The sequence below is a fragment of the Alloalcanivorax profundimaris genome (assembly GCF_015265435.1).
Taxonomy (GTDB): domain Bacteria; phylum Pseudomonadota; class Gammaproteobacteria; order Pseudomonadales; family Alcanivoracaceae; genus Alloalcanivorax; species Alloalcanivorax profundimaris.
The window spans coordinates 245,034-266,704 of sequence record NZ_JABJWH010000020.1; the positions used below are offsets into that span (position 1 = coordinate 245,034).

22 protein-coding genes and 1 pseudogene are annotated in these 21,671 nt (G+C 58.8%); 3 read left to right on the forward strand and 20 right to left on the reverse strand.

Features of this window, described 5'->3' with window-relative positions; translation table 11 throughout:
- Nucleotides 1-31: 31 nt before the first annotated feature.
- The 5 genes from HMJ39_RS11520 to HMJ39_RS11540 all read right to left on the reverse strand — a co-directional run bounded on the left by HMJ39_RS11520 (nucleotide 32) and on the right by HMJ39_RS11540 (nucleotide 7,198).
- Nucleotides 32-1,174 (reverse strand): Wadjet anti-phage system protein JetD domain-containing protein, encoded by a 1,143-nt coding sequence (locus tag HMJ39_RS11520; protein ID WP_194297420.1) that lies wholly within the window; start codon nucleotides 1,172-1,174, stop codon nucleotides 32-34.
- A complete protein-coding gene (locus tag HMJ39_RS11525; protein WP_194297421.1) occupies nucleotides 1,158-4,463 on the reverse strand; it encodes an ATP-binding protein in 3,306 nt (1,101 codons plus the stop codon). The genes HMJ39_RS11520 and HMJ39_RS11525 overlap by 17 nt, the downstream gene beginning before the upstream one ends.
- Complete coding sequence (locus tag HMJ39_RS11530) at nucleotides 4,460-5,197, reverse strand: DUF4194 domain-containing protein (RefSeq protein ID WP_194297422.1); 738 nt, start codon at nucleotides 5,195-5,197, stop codon at nucleotides 4,460-4,462. The genes HMJ39_RS11525 and HMJ39_RS11530 overlap by 4 nt, the downstream gene beginning before the upstream one ends.
- Nucleotides 5,198-5,199: 2 nt before the next feature.
- Nucleotides 5,200-6,699 carry a DUF3375 domain-containing protein gene (locus HMJ39_RS11535; RefSeq protein WP_194297423.1) on the reverse strand — a complete coding sequence of 500 codons (1,500 nt, stop codon included), beginning with the start codon at nucleotides 6,697-6,699 and terminating at the stop codon, nucleotides 5,200-5,202.
- A 121-nt stretch (nucleotides 6,700-6,820) separates the two neighbouring features.
- Complete coding sequence (locus tag HMJ39_RS11540; RefSeq protein ID WP_407645824.1) at nucleotides 6,821-7,198, reverse strand: type II toxin-antitoxin system VapC family toxin; 378 nt, start codon at nucleotides 7,196-7,198, stop codon at nucleotides 6,821-6,823.
- Between HMJ39_RS11540 and HMJ39_RS19210 the strand changes: the two are divergent.
- Nucleotides 7,083-7,319, forward strand: a pseudogene (locus HMJ39_RS19210) (DUF1589 domain-containing protein); the annotation flags it as partial. The gene HMJ39_RS11540 and the pseudogene HMJ39_RS19210 sit on opposite strands and share 116 nt — an antisense overlap.
- Here HMJ39_RS19210 and HMJ39_RS11545 read toward each other — a convergent pair.
- Entirely contained in the window at nucleotides 7,208-7,447 is a 240-nt protein-coding gene (locus tag HMJ39_RS11545; protein ID WP_194297425.1) for a type II toxin-antitoxin system Phd/YefM family antitoxin, read from the reverse strand. The pseudogene HMJ39_RS19210 and the gene HMJ39_RS11545 overlap by 112 nt on opposite strands.
- A gap of 221 nt (nucleotides 7,448-7,668) precedes the next feature.
- Between HMJ39_RS11545 and HMJ39_RS11550 the strand changes: the two genes are divergently transcribed.
- Complete coding sequence (locus HMJ39_RS11550; RefSeq protein ID WP_194297426.1) at nucleotides 7,669-9,291, forward strand: DUF6880 family protein; 1,623 nt, start codon at nucleotides 7,669-7,671, stop codon at nucleotides 9,289-9,291.
- Between the two features lie 42 nt (nucleotides 9,292-9,333).
- Here the strand turns inward: HMJ39_RS11550 and HMJ39_RS11555 are convergent, their stop codons facing one another.
- Together HMJ39_RS11555 and HMJ39_RS11560 are read right to left on the reverse strand one after the other, a co-directional pair.
- A complete protein-coding gene (locus HMJ39_RS11555) occupies nucleotides 9,334-9,636 on the reverse strand; it encodes a HigA family addiction module antitoxin (RefSeq protein WP_194297427.1) in 303 nt (100 codons plus the stop codon).
- Between the two features lie 9 nt (nucleotides 9,637-9,645).
- A complete protein-coding gene (locus HMJ39_RS11560) occupies nucleotides 9,646-9,906 on the reverse strand; it encodes a type II toxin-antitoxin system RelE/ParE family toxin (RefSeq protein ID WP_306801081.1) in 261 nt (86 codons plus the stop codon).
- Between the two features lie 272 nt (nucleotides 9,907-10,178).
- Here HMJ39_RS11560 and HMJ39_RS11565 point away from each other — a divergent pair, with 272 nt between their 5' ends.
- Nucleotides 10,179-11,768 carry a Fic family protein gene (locus HMJ39_RS11565; RefSeq protein WP_194297428.1) on the forward strand — a complete coding sequence of 530 codons (1,590 nt, stop codon included), beginning with the start codon at nucleotides 10,179-10,181 and terminating at the stop codon, nucleotides 11,766-11,768.
- Nucleotides 11,769-11,824: 56 nt separating this feature from the next.
- Here HMJ39_RS11565 and HMJ39_RS11570 read toward each other — a convergent pair whose 3' ends face one another.
- The 12 genes from HMJ39_RS11570 to paaZ all read right to left on the reverse strand — a co-directional run bounded on the left by HMJ39_RS11570 (nucleotide 11,825) and on the right by paaZ (nucleotide 21,571).
- Nucleotides 11,825-12,244 (reverse strand): hypothetical protein, encoded by a 420-nt coding sequence (locus HMJ39_RS11570; RefSeq protein ID WP_194297429.1) that lies wholly within the window; start codon nucleotides 12,242-12,244, stop codon nucleotides 11,825-11,827.
- Nucleotides 12,192-12,848 (reverse strand): nucleotidyltransferase domain-containing protein, encoded by a 657-nt coding sequence (locus tag HMJ39_RS11575; RefSeq protein WP_194297430.1) that lies wholly within the window; start codon nucleotides 12,846-12,848, stop codon nucleotides 12,192-12,194. The genes HMJ39_RS11570 and HMJ39_RS11575 overlap by 53 nt, the downstream gene beginning before the upstream one ends.
- A gap of 164 nt (nucleotides 12,849-13,012) precedes the next feature.
- A complete protein-coding gene (locus HMJ39_RS11580; protein ID WP_194297431.1) occupies nucleotides 13,013-13,330 on the reverse strand; it encodes an antibiotic biosynthesis monooxygenase in 318 nt (105 codons plus the stop codon).
- 33 nt (nucleotides 13,331-13,363) lie between these two features.
- A complete protein-coding gene (locus HMJ39_RS11585) occupies nucleotides 13,364-14,299 on the reverse strand; it encodes a nucleotidyl transferase AbiEii/AbiGii toxin family protein (protein WP_194297432.1) in 936 nt (311 codons plus the stop codon).
- A complete protein-coding gene (locus HMJ39_RS11590; RefSeq protein ID WP_194297433.1) occupies nucleotides 14,289-15,065 on the reverse strand; it encodes a type IV toxin-antitoxin system AbiEi family antitoxin domain-containing protein in 777 nt (258 codons plus the stop codon). The genes HMJ39_RS11585 and HMJ39_RS11590 overlap by 11 nt, the downstream gene beginning before the upstream one ends.
- Nucleotides 15,066-15,237: 172 nt before the next feature.
- A complete protein-coding gene (locus HMJ39_RS11595) occupies nucleotides 15,238-16,062 on the reverse strand; it encodes an HNH endonuclease (protein WP_194297434.1) in 825 nt (274 codons plus the stop codon).
- A gap of 281 nt (nucleotides 16,063-16,343) precedes the next feature.
- Nucleotides 16,344-16,661 carry a HigA family addiction module antitoxin gene (locus HMJ39_RS11600; protein WP_194297435.1) on the reverse strand — a complete coding sequence of 106 codons (318 nt, stop codon included), beginning with the start codon at nucleotides 16,659-16,661 and terminating at the stop codon, nucleotides 16,344-16,346.
- A gap of 19 nt (nucleotides 16,662-16,680) precedes the next feature.
- Nucleotides 16,681-16,998: a type II toxin-antitoxin system RelE/ParE family toxin gene (locus HMJ39_RS11605; RefSeq protein ID WP_228462306.1), complete on the reverse strand. Its 318-nt coding sequence runs from the start codon at nucleotides 16,996-16,998 to the stop codon at nucleotides 16,681-16,683.
- A 228-nt stretch (nucleotides 16,999-17,226) separates the two neighbouring features.
- A complete protein-coding gene (locus HMJ39_RS11610) occupies nucleotides 17,227-17,520 on the reverse strand; it encodes a SymE family type I addiction module toxin (RefSeq protein WP_194297437.1) in 294 nt (97 codons plus the stop codon).
- Nucleotides 17,521-17,622: 102 nt separating this feature from the next.
- Nucleotides 17,623-18,996: a hypothetical protein gene (locus HMJ39_RS11615; RefSeq protein WP_194297438.1), complete on the reverse strand. Its 1,374-nt coding sequence runs from the start codon at nucleotides 18,994-18,996 to the stop codon at nucleotides 17,623-17,625.
- Nucleotides 18,997-19,002: 6 nt separating this feature from the next.
- Nucleotides 19,003-19,395, reverse strand: a complete 393-nt coding sequence (locus HMJ39_RS11620; RefSeq protein WP_228462307.1) for a hypothetical protein — start codon at nucleotides 19,393-19,395, stop codon at nucleotides 19,003-19,005.
- Nucleotides 19,396-19,519: 124 nt separating this feature from the next.
- Nucleotides 19,520-21,571, reverse strand: a complete 2,052-nt coding sequence (gene paaZ / locus HMJ39_RS11625; protein WP_194297440.1) for a phenylacetic acid degradation bifunctional protein PaaZ — start codon at nucleotides 21,569-21,571, stop codon at nucleotides 19,520-19,522.
- Nucleotides 21,572-21,671 lie beyond the last annotated feature (100 nt).

A 21,671-nucleotide genomic window follows, 5' to 3' on the forward strand; every position in this document is an offset into this window, starting at 1 on the left:
CAACATTAGCCACAGGGCCCAGTATGAGACACTAACGGGCCCAACCAGAAAGTGACCGAGACACCTCGAAATCGGGCAAGTACTCTTGCTCTAAACGCCCTCGGTCCCGTGCTGTCAGATAGTGGTAAAGTTCGATTTCATCGCCAATCAAGCCAGCCGGGGCTTGATCTCCGGCGATAGACTCTTCCACTACCGCTCTTTCTTCTTCGTACCGATCAAAAACTGCGCGATCCATCATTAATGGCGTTAAATGAGGCTGATATCTTCTCGCCTCAGCCAACATCACCAAGCCCCAGCTATCGATATCCCCCCAATAGGCGACTTTCTTAGCCTCAAGCCAAGGCGCCGACATCCAAGAGAGATTACGGCCAGCCCCGAGTATGGCGATGGTATTGGGCATTCGAGGAAGAAGATGTAGGCAACGCTCATTTTCAACCACGAGAATACGATCCGCCGGTAGTTCCGCGGCGGCCAGTTCCTCGGCTGTTACACGAAGTCGTCTGAATGGGAGTAATTCATCATCAAGAGGTGCAATGAGAAGCCAGTGCTCTTTTTCTTCCAAAGCACCCAGAAATGCCACCAAACCGCGCTGGCTGGCCAGGCCATCGAATCTTTCATCAAGGAGCCGTGTCAGCAATCCGCTGTGACGTTCAAAAAACTTGGTATCGACTCCGAATTCCGCCATCAAACGCAGCGGCCGGCCATCCGCACACCCCGGGGAAAGCCGGATCGCCAGCCGGGCGGCGGCTATTACTTCCTGATCGGGCTTGTCGCGCCAAAGCCCCCTTTGGCGCACCAATATCCGACGAAATAACGCATCCACGTTCTCAATAATATACTCAAGCCGCCTGAACTCATCACGCATCTTGGTATCGGCGGCCGCCTCCACCCATTCCGAAGGAGTACGCAGGATCCAATAAACCGGAACATCGACGGGATCAGCGCCGGCACGATAGTTGACCGGCTCCCAAAGCACGTCTCCAACGGAAACCTCCCGCCAGGCCAATACATGCTCACGCACTGCCGCGACATCTCGCCCGAAACGCCGAGCGAAGGGCCTACCAATGGGCAGCTTCAATGGCCACCCGCTGGCGCTCAACAAACGTGCCTCCCGTAGTTGCGCCTGCTGCCATTGGCGTGCCAGGCGACAAGCCATCTCAGCGGGGGATTTCATCCGACGCCTTCAGCCGTTTCTGGTGGAACTCATCCAGTGCTTCCCAGCTCAGCGACGTCAAGGAAGCCTGTAAGCCCCGGCGGTGCACCACGATGGCAGAACGGGTGTGATTACGCAGCAGGCGCATTTCCTTATTGGGCGTAATAAAAACGGCGTGCAGGCCGAACTCATGCAGGGCGGCGATGATCCTGCCCGCCACCGCGTGGGAGCTGCGCGAGAAGGCTTCGTCCAACACAATGGTCCCGAATAAGGGGCGGCTGCTGCCGTCCGGACAAAGCGCATAACTCAACGACGCGGTCAGCACATAGGAGGCGATGATTTCCTTCTCGCCCCCACTACCACCCTGTGAGCCAGTACGGGTTTCGATGACGGCGCCATTTTCGCGATTGATCACCGACACCGCGAATTCCAGACGGTAGCGCGGGTCCAGCAAAGCCTTGGCGCCCTGATTCCGGCTACGGTCACAGGCATCATGCAGTAACGCGACCATATGCTGGAGCGCCTTGTATTGGCTTTCCCCGCCATCCTCGGTGAAGCGCGCGGAATTCAGCTCCCGAAGCGCTCTTTGCAGCGTGCGCAAGCTTTCGTGGACGACTTTCTTTGAAATCAGGCGCAAGTAGCGCCCCGGCTGGAAGTCCACCCGACGCAGCGTATTGTTAAGGTCCTCCAGACGCTCCTCGATCATCGATACTTCGTTATCGATATCGGTCAGCAACTGGGTCACGCCATCGTCGGAAGAACGATTCAAGTACTCCATGAACCGCTTTTGCTTCTCAGGAAGCGCTTCTTCAGTAAGAACCTGTAACCGCTCAAGGTAAGCGGGCACATCCTCAAGGTCACGCCCAGCCTCGGACAAGGCACCGCGATCCAGGTGCTTGGCGTCCGCCATGGCCTTGAGTAGCCTCGCAGCGATGTCCGCAAGCCGCCGATTATTCTGCTCAATCTCTTTCTGAAGATTAGCGACCGCTTCACGTTCTAGCTTTTCTATTTGATTCAGGTCTTCGATAACCAGCACTGCCAGATTTTTCTCGCCGATCTGGCGTTGATCACCAGTTAATCCTTCCCCCATGCGTACGAAAGCTTCCTGCCTGCTTCTTTCAGCTTGTTCCAGCCTTTCTTCACCCTTACTGCGTCTCTCGAACGCATCAAGCCAGTCGTTGTCCAGCTTCTTACACAGACTCTCTGCTTCATCCAACGCCTGTTTAGCCGCGCCGACATCGGAATCCGGTGCATTGAGGATCTCAAACTGCTGTTTAATATCCGCCAATGTCCTTTCAGCGCCAGGCAGGTCAATACTCTCAAAATGCACCTCCGCCAGGGAGAGCAGCAGTTCCATCCTCGCCTTTACTTCTCCGACACGAGATCGCGCGGCCTCCAGCCTGTTTTTGCGTTCTTGCCAATTGGCGCTGATCTCCTCAATGGCCCGCTCAAGAGCTGCCAGACGATCACGGTTGTCGAACCCGGTCATCCAGTCCTGGTCCAGGCGACGTTGGTCCTGCTTATCGAAATGCCGGGCTTTTCCGGACATCAAGCCTTGTGCCGTCATTGCGTGGGGGGTGTCACGCAGTTCCTCCGCGTCAGCCACGCAGTGACGGTCGATGCCCGCCAGCAACGCCTTCAACGCTTCCCGGAAGGGGTGTTCCTTGAACTCCAGCTTTCGGGTAAAGCCATCCTCAAAGAATCGGGGTTGCCGCTCCGGCTGCTTTACCTCCAGAAGGCGCACATGCAGCCGATTATGGCGCTGGTTTACCCAGCTCAATGCCTCTCGGATTTGTTCCGTCGGCACCAGGACTCGCAGCCGGTGAGCGCCGATCGCCCGCTCAATGGCGCCTCTCCATTGGTGCTCCTCGTCTTTGACCTGAACCAACTCGGCCACGAACGGCAACATCGACTCCGACAGCGACAACCGTTCAGCCAGCTCCGCCCTGAACTGTTGGTAGCGAAAGTCAATATTAGATCCCGGATTGGCCAGAACGGCTTCCCGCTCTTCCTCCAGCTCCCGTTTTTCGGCTCCAACCGTTCGTTCATTCACGCCGGCTTCAAAAAAGGCTTCCTCCGCCTCCGGGACGCTCTCCTCGATGGATTCCAGTTGCGTCCTTGCTCGGGCCCGGTTTTCCTCGACGACTCGTTTCTCAAGCGAAGTGGGCATTCCCAGACGTTCGGCGATATGGCGGTATTGCCCGGCGTGAACGGCAACCTCGTCCCGCCTCCCGGCCTTTTCCTTGATACGCAGTTCCAGCTGCTCGATATCGCCACCACCCGCCTGGAGATAGGCTTGATGCCTTGCCGAGACAAGATGTTTTTGGCTTTTAAGACGTTCCGCCAACGCTTTTTCGGCGTCCCGATCACGCTGCAGCTGTTCACGCAGCTCCGTTTCCCGCTGCTCCCATAGCCCGTGGGCCTGTTCCGCGTACCAGAGCGGCAGTACCTCCCGTAAACGCTCGCTGCTCGTCAATAGCTCGCGTTGTTCCTGATAACGCCGCCACTCTTCCGCGACCGGCACCAAAGAGCGCTGCTGGCGCCGTGCGATTTCCAGCTCTTCGTGAATATCGGTGAGATCATCAAAACTATTGGCCACATCAAGAGCACGGTCGAAGGCGGAGTGGTCATCCAGCACCAGCTCACGGAAGATTTCGTCGATGCTGTTCAGCTGCTTGAGGCCGGCGGCGCGATTGAGAAGGGTGAAGGCGTTCTCGCCCACTTCGAAGTAATCCCGCAGGCGAGCCAGGTAGGCCTTTTTGCTGGAGTAGGTGCGGATCCCCGTGTCTTCCTTTTCCATCTGTTTGAGTGCGCGCATACCGCCTTCATGGTGCACCATCAACCAGTGGTCCAGAGTGTGCTCCGGTGACTCGGCGAACAGCCACAGCTTTTTCAAATCCGATGCCGACGAACTGGTGCCGTCGAACCACAAGACAGCGCCGAGGCGCACTTCCTTCTCATGGTTGGCGAAGCGCGCGGCGAAGGCCGTCACGGTTTTCCCCGGCCGTGCGATGTGGGTCTGGTCGTCGCCGCCATCCCCGGGGCCGGAGACACCGCGCACATAGGAAACCAAATCCCGGTCGCTTTCGTGGCCGCCGGTGGACGCCAGGTTGTAACGGGGATTGGCGCATAACAAGGTCATCAGCGCATCGACCAGCGTGGTTTTACCGCTACCCGTGGGCCCGATTACCGCCGTGCCGGCCAGATCGATTTCCGCGGTGTGGCGCTCATTGAAACCGCCCCAGTTATAGAGGTCTAAGTGAGTCAGAAACAATGTTTCTCCGGCACTCAGAGGCATTGCCACACTCATTGATCGCCCTCCGGGGTTTCACCTTCCTGGTCTTCTTTTGACTGCCCCCCGGTCTGTTCGCGCAGCCACTCCAGCAGCGCTTGCAGGTTCTCCGGGTTGGCCAGGTGCGCGATAATCGGCCGCACGGTGACCCGCTCATGCTGATCCGGCGCAGAAACCAACCCATGCCCCTTGAGCTGCTCCAGCAGGGCGAGAATGCGGTTGCGCTCTCTGGCGTCACTACCGGTATCCCCCAGGTAAACCTGAATCTGCGGAATCAGATCGTCGATCGCTACCAGAGCCCCGCCGGCACCGGTGCCGCCCTCCTGCTCATGCGCCACGAAGTGCTGTCGCAGGATCGCCACAAGAAGGCTTTGCTCCAAATTCAGGCGCTGGCGCCTGACCAGAGGATGGGACCAGTCATCCTGCTCCGTGACCTCACCCTGACGCACCACCACGTAGGCCAGGCCACGCACGTCGTCCACGCCCAATGCCAGGTCCAAAGGTTCCAGAATCGCTTCTATCTCGGCAGCGTGAGTCGTCACGAGACGGTACAGATTGGGCTTGCGCTCCTCTTCCAACAAACCGTACTTCAATAGCTCCTGGGCCGCCTCACGCAAGCGGGCCGGCGTGCGGTTGGCGTCCGGCGATTCCGGTTGCACAAGTTCCTCTTGATCGCCGGCCTCCGTATCCCGTTCTTTCTCCGCTTCGTCGTCAGTGTCTTGCTGAGTCAACTGGTCAAAGAATCCCGCCATGCTCAGAGCTCCCAATCAATGCCGTTCAGTGCGTCACTTTCCAGGCCGGCATAGGGCAGCCGAAAACGCCAGCGGCCTTTTTCGTCGTCCTCCAGCTCCACTTCCTCAACGCGCTCCTCGTCCACCGGAATACCCGCTTCCCGAGCCATGCCCAACCACAGCGCGAACGTCTCCAGATCGTGGGTGGGAGGCAGGCGGCGGGCCAGCTCGGCAAGGCTCACCGGCCGGCCTTCCTCGGCCAGGAGCGCCAGGGTTTGCCGTACCAGCGCGTCCCGGTCCAGACCGTCGAAGGCCGCCCAGAACGCCTCATCGATCTCGTCCAAATCGCCGTCGCGGGTGACAAGGCTGAGCTCACCGGTGGCGTCGTCTTCCAACGATTTAAACCGCAAGCGCTCCACCACCGGCAGACCGGACAAGACCACGGCCACCGGGGGCAGCGGCGTCTCCCGGCGACGCACCGCCTGACGGGGCCAATCCACCTTCAACGCCACTTGCAGGATCTCGGACAGCAAATTGCCAACCCTATGGTGTTCGGCGGCCAGCCCGGTCTTCAAAAAGCCTTTCACGTCGCGCTCGCTACGCGCTCGCGCCTCAAAAACACCTTGGGATTCCTTGACCAGCCGCATCACCAACCAGCGCAATTCCTGCTGCTGATTGCGCGACAGCGCCTTGTTCACCGCCGGATGACCCTGAATCGTGCGCAGGCGCTGCTTCATGTTTTCCAGCTCGATGGTCTGTCTTAGCTGCTGCTGAAAGCCCTCGAAAACCCGCCCTTCCGGCGTCTCCAGCAAGGTATCGTGACCATCCAATAAGCGATCGACGATTTCGCCCCGGTGATGCTGCTCGCTGATGATCGACTGCCGGAGCTCTTTGTCCGCCTGACGCCAGGAGTCCTCCACGCGACGGAAATCCGCACGCAGCCCGGTGGCCAGATTGAACACTTCACGGATTCGCTCAATGGCGGCCGCCTCCGTCAGCACCGGCACCTTGCCGGCCTCGGCATCCGCCAGCTCACGCTCCAGTTCATCGATACGACGGCGCAGGCTCGCCACCCGGCTGGCCGGGTTCGGGTTAAGGCCGATCTCCAGACTCTCGATCTCGCGCTGGACCACCGACAGCCGTGATGCCGTGGACGTCATGATGCGATTGTCCAGGCCCTCCACGAAGCGTAGCGCGGCCTCCAGCGCATCGGTCTGATACAAACGGCCCTGCCGTTCTACGATCAGCGCCCGCTTGATCCAAGAGCGCAGCTCTCGCCGGGCCTGCTGCGGCGCCTGGTCCACATCGATCTCATAGTCCACGTGGTTGGCGTGCTCCGCCAGCATCTCAGCCAGCGCTTGCAACGCGTCTTCCATGGCGATGCCGTCGTGAGCCTGCTCGAACAGCGTTTGCAGACACCCCAGCACCAAAGGCGCGCGACGCGACGCCAGCAACTGCCAGGATGGATTGTGATAACGAGCGGAAATATAGCGTTCGGTGCGCTCTCTCGCCGGCGCGTCCATAGGTCACCGTCCGTGTTATACCTGCCGGTGCGGCAAGGCTCCCCCCAGGGAAAACATGGTTTTATCCAGGGGAAAGAAATAACACGCCTGCTAGCGCAGGAAAAGGCCACACGGCTCATTCTTAAACTTGCCGGATGGGCCCAGGATAGCGCACCACCATCTCATCACTGGTCAACAGCAGAATCCCTTCATACTCTGCCTGGGCGACCAGAATCCGGTCGAAAGGATCACGGTGAATCGGCGGCAGGTGGCTGATGGCAAGCGTATGACTGCTGATGATCGGCAGCTCTTCATAGCCATTCTCCACCAGCCCCCGCCGGAAGAGGTGTGGATCGACCTGAAAAGCGGGCTTGCCCAAACCGTTTTTGATCGTTACTTCCCAAATGCTAGCAGCGCTGAAGAACAAGCGGTTCTCCGGGGGCTCAATCAGCGCCCGAGCCTCCATCGAAAGGCGCTCAGGAAAACCCGCCGCCCATAGCAGTAAATGCGTATCCAGCAGCAGATTCATTCAGCCCTCAAAGGAATCGGCAATGTCCGTTTCACCGAGGCGGTCAAAATCCTCCGGCACCTGCATTTGCCCCTTGAGAAACCCCAGGCGACGGACCTTGCCGGGCTCGGGAGCATCCACGGCGGTCACTCGCGCCACCGGCTTGCCGGCCTTGGCGATGATGAACGGCTCGCCCTTCGCGGCTTTGTCCACCAACTGGGACAAGCGCGTCTTGGCGTCGTGCATATTGATGATGTCCATGGCCCCTCCTAAGCTTAGTCCAACTAGCTTAGTCTTTTTTGGAGACCCAAGAAACCCCTCTGCCAGCCCGTCTCGGCAACCACAAATAGAGCCGTAGACCAGTGCCAGATCAATGGCCTCCGTATCCGTCCTCCCAAGGCCCTCGCCCACATGTCGCTCGAACCATCGAGAGACGATGCTAGACTACCGGCCGTCACGCAACGGAAACGCCCTCTCAAACCATGACGCACTGTCTTCAAGAACTGGACGATTTCGAACTGGAACGCCTGGCGGGGCCGGCGGCCCTGGAGCGCGGTGTCGGCTATTTCCTGGAGCGCCGGGTCAGGCACCTGCACACCAACCCGCGGGGACTGAACGCCGAAGTGGCGGGTAGCCGCCGCTATCAACTCTGGATACACGAGGAAGACGACCGTCTGGACTGGTTCTGCGACTGCCCGGCGGCGGAAGACGGCGCCTTCTGCAAGCATCTGGTGGCTGCGGTGCTCACCCTACGGGACGATCAAAGCCCCTCCGCGGACACGGCCGATAACGCTTTGCTGGAGGCATTAAGCGAATGCGCCCCGACACAATTGGCCGAGTGGCTTCTGGAAGCCGCTCAACGTGACCCCGAACTGGAGCAGCGGCTACGGTTACGGCTTTCGGCGAGCACGCCGAAATCTCTCGAAGCCCGGCTCGACGACCTTTTGACGCCGAACGGAGACCTGGATTATCAAGGCAGCCTCGACTACGGCGAGCAATTGGCAATGGTGGCCGACCTGCTTGCCGATCATGGTCACCAGGACCCGAATGCCGGCTTTCTCCTTTGCGAACAGGCCGTGGCAAGGGGATTGGCGTACTACGCGCATTCCGACGATTCCGCCGGCACCATCGGCGACCACCTCCACGAACTCGCCGTCCTCCACGCGGAAATGGCCGGGCGCGCCGCCAGCATCGGCGAGGATTTTCCCGACCGGTTATTCCGCCTGAAAACCCACGACGAGTGGGCGTTGTTTCCCTTACCGGCGTACTGGCCCCGGTTCGACGCGGCCGCCCGGGAACGCTATGCAGCGCTGGTACTCGACCGCTTCCGCGCCATTGGCAGGCACCCCAAGACGGAAACGGATGCCTTCTCCATCCGCCATCTTCGCGAGGAACTGGCCGAGGAACAAGGCGACACCGACACCCTGATCGAGCTGCTCAAGCCCGGTCTCCCCGGCTTTTACGCCTACCAGAAACTGATCGATGTCTGCCAACGCCACGGCCATATTGATGACGCCCTCACCTGGGCCGAGCAAGGAGTGCAAGCTCACCCGGACCATCCGGCGTTGCACCGCGCCTTGGCCGGGCTGTACCGACAACGGAACCGAATCAACGACGCCATCGAAACGCTATGGCAAGGCTTCCAATACCGCGTCGACCTGCAATTATGGGATGACCTGCTCGACCTGGCCGGCCCGGACGAGGCCATCTGGTATCAGAAAGCGCGCGCCGCATTACTGGCGCGAGCGCCCCAGATGGAGAGCTACGAACACGCCCAACTGATTGCTTTTTTTATTCACAACAACGACCCGACAGCGGCCCTGCCCATCGCCAAGGCCCACCCCATTGACCTCAACACCCTGCTCCACCTGGCCGACGTCGTGCGCGCCGACCATCCCCATCAAGCCGCGAAACTGATCAAAAAAGCCACGGAACATCAACTGCGCGACGCCGTCAGCCAGCGCTACCCGTTCGCCGTCCGCTTGATGAAACGCGTACGCCGCTACGCCCCAACCCCGGACACCGACGCCTGGATCGCCGACCTGCGCCAGCGCTTCGCGCGGCGCCCGGCGCTGATGCGGCGCATGGACGACGCCGGGCTTTGATCCGGAACGAGCCCACCTGGGAATCTATTGTCGGGGTGGCTATCAGGCGCTCTGCCTCTCACTCCAGGGGCGGATAGCCGCCAGCACCTCCCCCAACTCACGCTCCGCCACCTCCGTATCGTGCTCCACCTGCGCCCGCAGCCAATAGCCACGGGACAGGCCGAAGAAACGACACAGGCGCAGGTCGGTATCCGCGGTGATGGCGCGCTTGCCGGCGACGATATCGCCGATGCGCTGCGCCGGCACGCCGATTTCCTTGGCGAGGCGATATTTGGTGATACCCAGGGGCTTGAGGAATTCCTCGAGAAGCAGCTCACCGGGCGTCACGGGTGCAATACGAGTCATGATGCCCTCCTAGTGGTAGTCCACGATCTCCACGTCAACCGCCCCGGCGGCGGTCCACCGGAAGCAGAGACGGAACTGATCGTTCACTCTGATACTGTGCTGCCCTTTGCAGCCTCCTTTCAGGGCTTCCAGGCGATTGCCCGGCGGCACTCGAAGATCGTCCAGCCGCTCGGCAATCTGCAACTGCCGAAGTTTACGCAGCGCGACGCGCTCGAAGCGACGAAACGTCGGACGCGCCTGCCGCTCGCCAGCGCTTCCGTGTCCTGGCATTTGAACGAACTGATCATTAGCAAATACTAACGCGTTGCATTATTAACGTAAAGCGTTATTGTCCAGGTACGGACGACCCACACCGTGCAATGCCAGCTGTGAGGCCGTCCCAAGATTCAGTAATTTGAACGGGCTTGCAGTAAAACGGCCGGAAACCGCTAAAATTTCAGTGAATTGACCGGGGCCATTTGGCGGCCCGGCCGCTTTACTGCAATGACCTCCATTTCCGGCTATTCTACTGCAAACCCGGCCAATTTACTGAAGAGGGCTCTATGTCCGCACCGCTCGGCTACCAATGGCTGATCGAACACTATGCCCTGCGCGCGCTGCCGCTGGACGAGTGTGCGTATGTCGGCAACATCCGCGGCGGGCGGCAAAGCACCCAGCAAGGGGGGCAGGTCGTCCATCGCTTTGAGCCGAACTACGACCCCGGCGACACCTTGGCGGGGCAAATTCAGTTTGCGCTTCGCTACGAGGGCGTCAACCTGCAGGTCCTTTCCCTGCTCTTCGAAAAAACGGGCCCTGAAGAGCTGGTGACGTGGCTCCTCGACAGCCCCCAGTCCCAGTACGCCCGAAGAGCCTGCTTCCTGTTTGAATGGTTGACAGGTCAGCAGCTTCCCATTGAGGATCCGGTTTCCTCAAGGGCCCGATACGTTCTGGCCGTCGACCCCGCGCATCACTTCGTCTGGGAACACGGCGAGCGCAGCAAACGATTCCGGGTCACCAACAACCTCGCCGGACCGCCCTCGTTCTGCCCCCTGGTCAGGCGCACGGACTATCTGAATGAGATGGTCCGAAAGGACCTCCGCAAGAGTACCTTCGAGACCCTGGCGCGTTACGACGAAGACCTGTTGAGGCGAGCGGCCGCGTTCCTGTATCTCAAAGAAACCCAATCCTCCTTCGAGGTGGAACGGGAGAAACCAAGCCCAAAAAAAGCACAGCGTTTCGCAGACATGCTGAGACAGGCGGATGCTCACGAACCGCTCACCGAAGAACGGCTGGTTGAGCTGCAGAACACCGTGATTGACCCACGCTTCCACGAATTCACCTGGCGGCATCGGCAAAACTGGATTGGCAAGGACCTGGGCCACCGCCAGCAGATCGATTTCGTACCCGCCAGACCGGAGGACCTCCCGGCGCTGATGGGCGGGCTGCTTACCATGTCCTCAAACCTGAGTGATGATCTGGACGAGGTGCGGGACCAGGAAAAAAGCGATAAGGGCCCCTCGCTCGTCGCTGACTTCGTCAACCAGCGCTATGAAGTGTATGTCCCGCCCATGGACCCGGTGGTGGCCGCCGCCTGTATCGCCTTCGGCTTCGTCTACATCCATCCATTCATGGATGGCAACGGACGCATCCATCGCTACCTGATTCACGACACCCTGGCGAAAGCCGGGTTTACCCCACGTGGCATCGTCCTGCCAGTGTCGGCGGTGATCCTGGCCAACCTGGACGACTACATCGAGACGCTGGAGCACTTCTCCAAACCCCTGAATCGGCTCACCGACTACAACCCGGACACGCCAGAGAGCCCGGCCAGCGGCAACGACGCCGTCTATTTCCGCTACCCGGACCTCACCCGACAAACAGAATTCCTCTACCGGGCCCTGGAACGGACCGTCGAGCACGACCTTCAGGAGGAAATCGACTTTCTGCTGGGCTTCGACCGCGCCTGCCGGGCATTGAACGGGTTGCTGGATTGGCCGGACCACAGCCTGGAACTGTTTGTGCGCGTGGTACGGCAAAACGACGGACTGCTTTCAGCCAATAAGCGCAAAAGTCATTTTGATTGGATGACGGAGGAGGAAGTCGCACAGGCAGAAGAGCTTGCCCGAGAAGCCTTCGCTCCAGATTCTGATTAGAAGGCAAGTCACGCCCCACGCGGCCCACCTGAAACTGCCGATAATCGGGCCCAGCGTCAGCCTTCCAGGCGCAACCGCACCGAGGCCTCGACATCGCGGGCCACCCGAATCATCGCGGCCACCAGCGATTCGTCAACTTCCAGATGCCCTTCGTACTCAGCCAGATTGCGTTTCCGGTGGGCTTGGTCCAGCACCCGCCACTGAGCGTTCGGCAAATCCGCCGTGTGCTTGAGACACTGAAAGACCAGATAGCGGCTTTCCGAGCGGTAGCCCTGCAAGCGGAGGGCGGTAAGCGCCAGGGCATGAGCTGCGTTGTAGGCCAGATCGAAACGGCTCTCCAAGCTCAGGCTTTCCTGCTCGGCGTCGGCCAGCCTGCGCTGGCCGGAGAGGAACAGGCCGTTGAGTTCGGCCTCGGCGGGCGGTTCAGGTTTGAGCTGGCCGGTGCAGGCCAGATTCTCCAGAGGATCGGAAGTCATCGGGTAAGCGTCCTTGCAACAGTATGGTGTCCCCCGAAAGCACCTTATGCAGGAACGGATTGCCGTCCCGCAGCCGCTTCTCGAACTCCGCGTTGGTGTACAACGTCGGATTGATCGGCCGCCCCAAGGTGCTCTCCACATCGGCCAGCATCCCGTAGGCCGATTCAAGAGTCAGGGTATCGGACACCAGCAGCAGGTCAATATCGCTCGCCGCCGTGGCCCCGCCCTTCGCCACGGAACCGTAGACCAACGCCAGATCAATGGCCTCCGGAGAGGCCGACAGTGCCTCTCGCAGCGGCGCCACCAGCCCCACTGTCTTGCGGATCAGGGCCACCAGCTCGGAATAGATCGGCGATTCCGGATTGGCCTGGTAATGCTTCTGGTTGCCCACCCGAAACACCCGCACCAACCCGCTATCGGCCAGCTTCTTCAGCTCCCGCTGCACCCCGCCGGAGCCCATACCCAGCAGGCCGATCACCTCGGCGCCGAAGAAGCTCCGCTCCGGCTGACCGAACAGCAGCCCCAGCACCCGCTGCTGGGTGCTGGAGAACAAGGCGTCGGCCACGGAGAGGCGGCCGGAATTGGTTTCGATACCGTGATTCATACCCATAATGGGTAACTATAAACCCAATATGAGTATACTTATACAGGAAACCCATATTGAGTTCTCGAAACCCCAAAATGGGTATTCAGTCTGGACCACCGGTCAAACGCCTTCCCGGTCATTCCAAGGACGAATAGCCCTCAGTTCACGCTCCGGCCGTGGGTTCAGTACCGGCGCTGCTCGCGCATCTCGTAATGCTGAGCGTGCGCATCCCAGCGCGCCAGCACCTCCCTAGCCTTGTCCGGCACGTCAGACACCGTGACGTCCTCACCGACGAACGCCTTGATGGCGTCCAGGGAATCGAACCCCATCAGTGTGATGAACTCCACCTCATCGGCGTGCTCGCGGCGCAGCAATTGGATACCCCGGTAGCCGGGCACCTGCTTGGCTTCGATGCCGGGGAAAATCTCTTCCTTGAGCAGCGACTCGTAACGGTCGGCGTTGGCGTGGGTGGTCCAGCCGTGCCAGATGCGTTTGATCATGGTGCTTTCCTCAACCGGAGCCCGACGGAATCATTATGGCTTTACGGTGCTGGCTGACAAGAGACGAAGCACCTCCTCCAGCCGGGCCACCGCCGCCGCCCGCTTCTCCGGGGTCATCGCGTTGATATTGCGAAGTTTCCACTGCACAGCAGGAAGCGATTCGGCTTTTGGTACCGGACACCGTTGCCAATCAGGCTCGCCGCGTTTGAAGGAAAGGAGGAACTCAATGTCTGCATCGGAAAGGTGGACAGCCAGGGCTTTGAGTAAGGCATCACCAACGGCTTGCAGCGTTTCGGCGGAGACAGCCTCCCGGCTCATGCCGGCGAACTCATCGGCGTGCACCTGACCCAGAGCCTTCCAGCGCGGAGCGAGTAACTCCGCCATCGGCCGGGGATGGCTCATCAGATAGACCAGAAACCCCTCAAAAAGCGGTCGGTCTATGCCTCCGTTTTCCAGTAACAGGTGAACATCGAAAAGATCACGGGGGTGCTGGCGATCCAGCGCCGCACACAGCTTGCCGCCATACAGATCCGGCAGCGCCAGCACCGACGCCGATGCGAAGCCGAACTGATCTTCCACGGCCTCGCTGACGTCACGCTCTTCCGGGGTGTGCAACGAGCCACGGACGACCGGGTTCACCTCCACCTTGACCTGCACCCGCCCCTGGCGAACGACCAGCTTGAGATCGTCATCTCCTCGGTTTTGTTGAAGGCAGTTAACCCCGGGAAGCTGCGCCTTGATGCGCCCTTGTATCCGGGTCAGGGCCTCCCGGGAACATCCCAGAGCGTCGGCACGCCCGTGGTCCGGCAGGTACGCCAAGTCAATGTCCACGGACAGCCGCGGCATATCGCGCACGAAGAGATTAATGGCCGTGCCGCCCTTCAGGGCAAAGTCTTTTTCTTCCGCCACAAGCGGCAGCACCCGCAGCAGCAGCCGCACCTGGTCCGCATAGCGTGCATCAAACGTCATCGCCCCACTCCCTGGGTACCGTTACTTGAAAGTCCCTGTCCAGCCGACCACCCGGATACAGCTGACGCTTACCCGCGCCCAGATCGATACGCACCGTGTCCAGGCGCCGATACCAGGCATGACCGTAGTGGCGGGCCAGCAACAGGAAAGCCCGCTTCACTTTGACCGAGCGACAGGCCTCCAGCAACACCTGCAAACGCCGGGGGCGAAGCGTCACCAGCCCGCCGAACGTCTCCGACACCAGGCTGCCGAAGAACGCCTCACCGGACAACGCATAGAACCACTCCAACACCGCGCGCTCTGGCGTGGCCACCTGGATATCGAAATCCCGCCCCGGCGGCTTATAAGGCTGGATGCTGTCCGCAGGCGCCCGGCCGAACAAGGCGTACCGCTGATAACTCACCCTCGCCCCCCAGTCGTACCCGGCGAACCAGCGCGGCAGCCGCCGGCCGGGCTCGCCCCAGAGAGTGAGCGCTTCCTCACCAAAGCGCAGGAAATGGCTGCCTTCGCTGAGCTCCAGCGCCGACAACCCGCCCAACCAGAAGGCCGGCCCTTCGCCGAGCGGCTGCTGCAACCCGTACAGTCCGCCCTGCCAGTCCACCTTGTCGCCGGCCCGCCGGTAGGCGCCGTGCCCCACGCGCGCCAACCACCCCTCCCGCGCCCAACGCCCGGCGGCCACGCTGGAGACACCATGCGCCGTCAGCCAGGGCTGGGAGAGGACCGCGCCGGCGGGCCATTGCTGGAGGAGCTGGTTTACATTTTTCACTGATATAAACCCATGAAGAACATATCAAGCTATAAATTAAACCATCGTCAGTTTAATTTATAGCCCAAAATATCCTATAAATGCACATATTGGTTTATTTTTTAAACTAGCCGCAGGGATTTCACCGGAGATGCAGAGAAACGAGCGCGCCCTGCCCCGTTCAATACCCAGGCTACAAAGCGGCCTCGGCGGCTTTCGCCACCTCTACCAACTGAGCATTAAAGCGCGCGGCATCCTTAGCGTAGTGCGCGCGCCGGTGACAATTGGGGCACAGAGCGATCACGTTTTCTGGGTGGTCCGGCCCACCATCGGCCACACGGTGAAGATGGTGGCACTCAAGATAAGGACCTTGTGACGAGGAAAACGGCGCCGGCTGGGCACAGCCCTCGCAATAGCCTTTGGCACGCGCCAATGTATAGCGTCGAATAGCCTCCGCCCGGTAGTAGGCAACTCGCATTCGAGTCTGTGGCTCGACGGTGCTAACGGCCTTCGGGAGCGCCGCATCCCGAAGCTGCGCCAGCGAATAGCGCTTCAGCCTATCTGTATCGCCCGGGTCGTAGAGCGGCCGAGCCTCCCGCACCGACGAGGAAGGAGGCGACGAATTCACATCGAGATGAAACACCAAGGCCTGACGCAGCTCGCCATCCCGGTCAGGTCGCTCTTCCTGGTGGTAACCAATACAGTCCGCCTGCCCGACATAACGAACGTACCCGCGGCGCGTGTATTCGAAGAGGTGCAACGTCTTGCCATCTTGCTGATGATGAGCAATGGCGCGATTGCCGCCGGTGAACGCCATGTCTCCGACCTGCCCCGCCCCGGTGTAGAAGAACACGCCCTCTTTGAACTCGTCCGTGTAACCGTGCCGACCGCCGGTCTCTGAAACGAACAGGAACACGCAGGGCGCGTTCTTTGGTGTGGAAATACCGCCTTGCTGCTGCCCGCCATGCACCTCATGAATCTGCGAACGGCGGTGATACTCTTTTCCCACTTCAAACACTGCGCATCCCCAAGCCAACCGGACTATCCGGACGCCCAGGCCAAAACCAGAGCGTCGACGATTATTGTTCGTCAGGGATCATAACGGGTATGCGCTCTTGGTTGCAGCCTCGCAAAGGGAGGAAATCAAGGGATCGATGAAAAGATCTAAGGGTACAGAGTGACAGGAGAGCGTTAAAACGGCCGTAAAGCGAGGCGGGTATCTGAGCGACCCTTCACTGGCCGCTTAGGGGAAGGCGGCCACGAAGTGGCCCACCTCCTCCGTTCAGGTCTGTATAAGCTTCAAGCCGCGACTAATGAACGGGCCACACTGAGCTTGGCCGCCAGAGTTTCGCTGTGATTGGCCAGCCACATGTCGTTGAGTAGCTGCAAGTTGAGCCAGAACTCCGGCGTGGTGCCCAATACCTTGGCGAGCAAGAAGGCCGTTTCGGCGGTGACGCCGCGGCGGTTACCGCAGAGCTCGTTAACTGTTTTCCGACCCACGCCCATTGCCTTAGCGAGTTCGCCTTGGGTGATCCCCAAGGGTTCAAGAAACTCTTCTTTGAGCATCAAACCAACACTCGTGGGTTGATGCGCCGGGATCCTCAATGCTTCAGCCATAACGCACCTCATTTTCTCATCACCGGTAGGTATGTGGGTCCAGATAGAGACCTCGGGCCTCACCATGGTCCCACTGAAAGACCAGCCGGTATTGCTTGTTGACCCTGATTGAGCACCATCCCTTCAACTTACCGCTCAAGTGCTCAAACTTATTGCCGGGAGGAACCATAAGATCCTTCTCTCCCTCTGCGGCATGGATGATTTGAAGCTTTCGCCTTAACGCACTCTCTATGTTGCTGGGAATATGCCGTGTTGATTGACCACCAAAGTAATAGTCATCCAACCACTGATCTCTGAACTCACTGATCACGACGAATTGTACCCTGTATCGATACATGTTACAAGCCAGGATACCCGTTGCCTATGGGCCGATCCCTGGCTCCCCCAGTTCGCATCCTATTGTTTTTGATCGCCTTTATTGGTGGCAGCAGTAAAGCCAGACCAATGCCCTTGCCCAGTCCAGCAGAACATACTGGCCGGTAAACGCAACCCTCGAAGGAGGACGCCCGGCGACACAAGCTTGCTGGAAAGCCGCCGCCCGGCAAGGCGGCGGCGCGGGCGGCCGTCAGGCGCCGGAGGGCTCGGGGGCCGCCGAGATCACCAGGCGGCCTTCGCTGACTTCCACCTCCAATTGCGTGCCGATGGCGAAGCCTGCCTCGGCAAGCCAGTAGCCCTTCACGTGAACCCAGGGCACAGGCGGCTTGGGTGGGCGGCTTAGCTGGACGTGGAGCGGGACGCCGGACGAGTAGTACTGGCCGGGGTGGACCTTGAGGTGGCGAATATAGGGAAATTCCCGGTTGGGTTTGGGGGTTTCGCTTTTACCCACGCGGGCGCGTGGCTTATGATTGCGCTCAGCCATGATGGACTCCTCAGAAGTCTGTTATGGTTAGCTACCTTCGGGTGTTGCCGCACCCGAAGGTAGTGCCTTAATAGTAGTCATAAAAAAAGCCACCAGCAATATTCACCTTATAATTTTTTCGAATATTTTTTGCTCTATATTCTCCTGACTGAAATTTTCATTCTTCACCCTTAGCCCATCGCGATAAGATTTATAATTAATCTCCGCCATCTTGAATGCTTGATCAATAGCATTGAGGGTATTAGCCTTTGAGGCCAATCTCATCACTCCATTCATTACGCAATCCAAATAGTCATGTGCATGCTCGATAAGAACATCAATGTAAGTGGGTGTAATACCTTCATGAACCATCATATTTCTGGCCCTATATATTCTTCTTATTTGCCATCCCACTCTTACTTTATGGGCTTCTAGAGCATCGCTAACAGATTTTGGACTGTGGAAAATTGTGAGAATATACTCAAATCTCAAACCCAGCCATACATAACCCCGACAACTCTCCCTGATAATATCTTTACTTTCATTAAATTCATCCAATGCTAGAATCTTCACTGTTTTTGATAGCACATCAGAGCCCGAAATTCCCTTTAGAGCGTTCTTGAAATTTCTGCTATCCCATCTCCACATATCTCTAACGAAAGACAAAACTAAAGAGCAAATATATTCCAGGTTTATAAAAGGAACGATAGAATCAACAACGTGTTCTATATTGGATTTATCGTTAGCCTCTCCCTTGCTTGGAATGAGTGACTCCAATGCAATCCATAAATTTATCATTTGATTCTCGGATGAATCACTCGCAAGGGCCAATGCATGAAGCTCGGCACTTCGATTAAACTTTTGAAAGGAGTCCCTCTTCATCGAAAAACCAGCCATGAATTCATCTAATTTCTTTGCCGCCTTCTCCTTAGTTAAATCTCTACACTTGTGCATAGGGTTTTTACTTTTATTTATTTTTTTACCTCTTCCTAGAGTTTTATTATATACAACCGCTTCAAGAATAGTTTTCGGATGTTCCTTATGGTGATATAACCCAATCAAAGTTTGAAGCAAGTCAACTTTGCGGTCAGCAGCAGACTTTATTGTGTAAGGATCTTCCCCAATAATGCTGTCGATATATAAATATACCCCGCCCTTTCTCACCGAAAATCCGAATCGACTTAGAATCGTCTGTTTTCCGCTAATATTTTTGCATACATCTATGCCTATTTTTTTAGCTGCTTCTGAAAACCCCTCGAAGTAGTCTGGAGCCCGATAAGCCACAAAGAAGTCATGCCTCTCATGGGAGAATACATCCACAAACTGTCTAATATTTTCATTCGATGAGACATTACTGCCGAAGGCGTAGAACATATTCTGAGATTGCTCCCTTATATATCTCTGAGAGAACCCCATATTTAAAAGCGTTGTCACATATCCGCGCACCAAGGCCCTTATATAGTATTCTCTATGCCCCGAAACGACCTCTTCAACCAAGAGTTCTTAGGTCCTTTTTTTATAAGCCACCAAAGAAACTTGGCTATGCAAGAGCTCAACCACCGCCAGCTTACTTGCATTAGATTCTTTGGGATTTCTCAATAATGCCGTAACCTCTCGCAGATCAATAGCTATCAGAGACTGAGCAACTATATCTTTGTTAATATTTTCGCAAAGTTCATCTAAAACGTGCTTCAAATTCGGGGATTTAATACTTCCAGAGTCAACTAAGGAATATGTTTGAAGTGCCTCTTGAATAAGAATACTCGTATTCATAGCTGACGGCTTATATGTGTCAATCGTGTAATCGAAGAGAAGCTCATCCATCATTTGAGCTACTATCACTAGCGACCGACAAGCAATAGGATCACTCCACCTTTTCAAACTTTTGAATCTCATCCCGTCCCCTTTTCTTATCTAAACAAAGCTCGATGATTATCCACAAAAAAAGGCCACCCCAAAAGGAGCGGCCATCACCAAGGAAGCCTTGAATTAAAGAGTAAGGACTAACTCACCACATGGGTTATGCGTCCCCTTTCTTCTTCGCCACCAGCGTGAGGATGTCGTAGCTGGCGACGAGTTCGTCGTCCTGGTTTTTGACCTGCACGTCCCAGACCACCACGCCTTGGGGGGTGCCGTCGGGGGCGGCTTTGCCTTGGTCGATTTTGCGCTTGCACGTCAGGCGGGCCTGAATGGTGTCGCCGGCGCCGACGGGGGTGATGAAGCGGAGGGTGTCGAGGCCGTAGTTGGCGAGGACCGGGCCGGGGGCCGGGGAGACGAAGAGGCCGGCGGCGGCGGAGAGCAGGAAGTAGCCGTGGGCGATGCGTTTGCCGAATTGGGAGTCCTTGGCGGCGATGTCGTCGAAGTGCATGTAGAAGTGGTCGCCGGAGAGGCAGCCGAAGTTGACGATGTCGGCTTCGGTGACGGTGCGGCGGTGGGTGAGCAGGGATTCGCCGATGGCGAGGTCGTCGAAGTGGCGGCGGAAGGGGTGCACGTCGGTTTCGAGGACGTCGGCGCCACGCACGTATTCGCCGGTGACGGCGGCGAGCATAGAGGGAGAGCCTTGGATGGCGGTGCGCTGGAGGTAGTGGCGCACGGCGCGGATGCCGCCGAGTTCTTCACCGCCGCCGGCGCGGCCGGGGCCGCCGTGTTTGAGCATGGGGAGCGGCGCGCCGTGGCCGGTGGATTCCTTGGCGGATTCGGCGTTGAGCACTTGCAGGCGGCCGTGGCGGGCGGCGAGCACGGGGATGGCGCGGGCGGCGTTTTGCGGATCCTTGGTGGCGAAGGTGGTGACCAGACTGCCTTTGCCTTTGTCGGCAAGGGCGATGGCTTCATCCAGGTCGCCGTAGCCCATGAGGGTGCTGACCGGGCCGAAGGCTTCGATGTCGTGGGCGCCGCCTTCCGCATGAGGATCTTTGCTGCGCAGCAGGCGCGGGCCGAAGAAGGCGCCTTTGTCGGTGCCCTGGCCGATGGGCTGCGGGTCGCCGTTGCCGCCGAAGATGCATTCACTGGTGTTGAGCAGGTCGTTGACGGCGGCGGCCACGTCTTCTTTCTGGTCCAGGGAGGCGAGCGCGCCCATGCGCACACCTTCTTCGTCCGGGTCGCCGAGGGTGATTTTTTCCAGGCGCTGGATCAGGCGGTCGGCGAAGGCGTCCAGGTGCTGTTGGGGCACCAGGATGCGGCGGATGGCGGTGCATTTCTGGCCGGCTTTGACGGTCATTTCACGGACCACTTCCTTGGCCAGCAGGTCGAATTCCTCGTCGTCGGGGGTGACGTCCGGGGCGAGGATGGCGCTGTTGAGCGAATCCGCTTCGGCGTTGAAGGGGATGGAGCGGTTGATGATGTTGGGGTGTGCGCGCAGTTTGCGGGCGGTGTTGGCCGAGCCGGTGAAGGTGACCATGTCCTGTTCGTCGAGCTGGTCGAGCAGGTCACCGGTGCCGCCGATGATCAGCTGAAGGGCCCCTTCCGGGAGGGCGCCGGAGTCTTGCATCAGGCGCACGCAGGCGGCGGTGAGGTAGCTGGTGGCGGTGGCCGGTTTCACCAGACACGGCATGCCGGCGAGGAAGTTGCCGGCGAATTTTTCCAGCATGCCCCAGACCGGGAAGTTGAAGGCGTTGATGTGCACCGCGACGCCCCGGCGCGGCACCAAGATGTGGGTGGCGGCGAAGTGGTTTTCCTTGCCGAGGGGGACCACCGGGCCTTCGTGGAGGACGTTGCCGGAGGGCAACTCCTTGCGGCCCATGCTGGCGTAGGCGAACAGGGTGCCGAAGCCGCCGTCGATGTCGAAGGCATTGTCGCCTTTGGTGGCGCCGGTGTGGCGCGACAGTGTGTAGAGCTCTTTTTTGTGTTCTTGCAGGTAGAGCGCCATGGCCTTGAGGCGGGCGGCCCGTTCCTGGAAGTCGAGTTTGAGCAGTTCGCGGGTGCCGGTGGTGCGGGCGTAGTCCACGGCGGCGGCGAAGTCGGGAGCGTCGTCGTGGGTGTGGGCGACGATTTCGCCGTTGATGGCGCTGGCCAGGGGTTTGGCGGCCTGGCTGCCGAACCATTGGCCGGCGAGGTAGCTTTGGAGAACGGTCATGGCGTGGCTCCTTGTTTGTCTGCGTATGGGCGCGGCTTCTTGGGGCCGCGGCCTGTGTTTTGTTTGGGCCGTGGTTTGGCGGAGGAAGGCTGTGCTTCCT

Bases quoted from the DNA above. Each gene is read 5' to 3' on its own strand.
- HMJ39_RS11525 (WP_194297421.1), bottom strand. From the start codon at position 4,463: ATGAGTGTGGCAATGCCTCTGAGTGCCGGAGAAACATTGTTTCTGACT.
- HMJ39_RS11605 (WP_228462306.1), bottom strand. From the start codon at position 16,998: ATGTATCGATACAGGGTACAATTCGTCGTGATCAGTGAGTTCAGAGAT.
- HMJ39_RS11620 (WP_228462307.1), bottom strand. From the start codon at position 19,395: ATGAGATTCAAAAGTTTGAAAAGGTGGAGTGATCCTATTGCTTGTCGG.
- HMJ39_RS11570 (WP_194297429.1), bottom strand. From the start codon at position 12,244: ATGACTTCCGATCCTCTGGAGAATCTGGCCTGCACCGGCCAGCTCAAA.
- HMJ39_RS11565 (WP_194297428.1), top strand. From the start codon at position 10,179: ATGTCCGCACCGCTCGGCTACCAATGGCTGATCGAACACTATGCCCTG.
- HMJ39_RS11585 (WP_194297432.1), bottom strand. From the start codon at position 14,299: ATGACGTTTGATGCACGCTATGCGGACCAGGTGCGGCTGCTGCTGCGG.
- paaZ (WP_194297440.1), bottom strand. From the start codon at position 21,571: ATGACCGTTCTCCAAAGCTACCTCGCCGGCCAATGGTTCGGCAGCCAG.
- HMJ39_RS11600 (WP_194297435.1), bottom strand. From the start codon at position 16,661: ATGGCTGAAGCATTGAGGATCCCGGCGCATCAACCCACGAGTGTTGGT.
- HMJ39_RS11575 (WP_194297430.1), bottom strand. From the start codon at position 12,848: ATGAATCACGGTATCGAAACCAATTCCGGCCGCCTCTCCGTGGCCGAC.
- HMJ39_RS11535 (WP_194297423.1), bottom strand. From the start codon at position 6,699: ATGGACGCGCCGGCGAGAGAGCGCACCGAACGCTATATTTCCGCTCGT.
- HMJ39_RS11550 (WP_194297426.1), top strand. From the start codon at position 7,669: ATGACGCACTGTCTTCAAGAACTGGACGATTTCGAACTGGAACGCCTG.
- HMJ39_RS11580 (WP_194297431.1), bottom strand. From the start codon at position 13,330: ATGATCAAACGCATCTGGCACGGCTGGACCACCCACGCCAACGCCGAC.
- HMJ39_RS11610 (WP_194297437.1), bottom strand. From the start codon at position 17,520: ATGGCTGAGCGCAATCATAAGCCACGCGCCCGCGTGGGTAAAAGCGAA.
- HMJ39_RS11545 (WP_194297425.1), bottom strand. From the start codon at position 7,447: ATGGACATCATCAATATGCACGACGCCAAGACGCGCTTGTCCCAGTTG.
- HMJ39_RS11520 (WP_194297420.1), bottom strand. From the start codon at position 1,174: ATGAAATCCCCCGCTGAGATGGCTTGTCGCCTGGCACGCCAATGGCAG.
- HMJ39_RS11530 (WP_194297422.1), bottom strand. From the start codon at position 5,197: ATGGCGGGATTCTTTGACCAGTTGACTCAGCAAGACACTGACGACGAA.
- HMJ39_RS11555 (WP_194297427.1), bottom strand. From the start codon at position 9,636: ATGACTCGTATTGCACCCGTGACGCCCGGTGAGCTGCTTCTCGAGGAA.
- HMJ39_RS11560 (WP_306801081.1), bottom strand. From the start codon at position 9,906: ATGCCAGGACACGGAAGCGCTGGCGAGCGGCAGGCGCGTCCGACGTTT.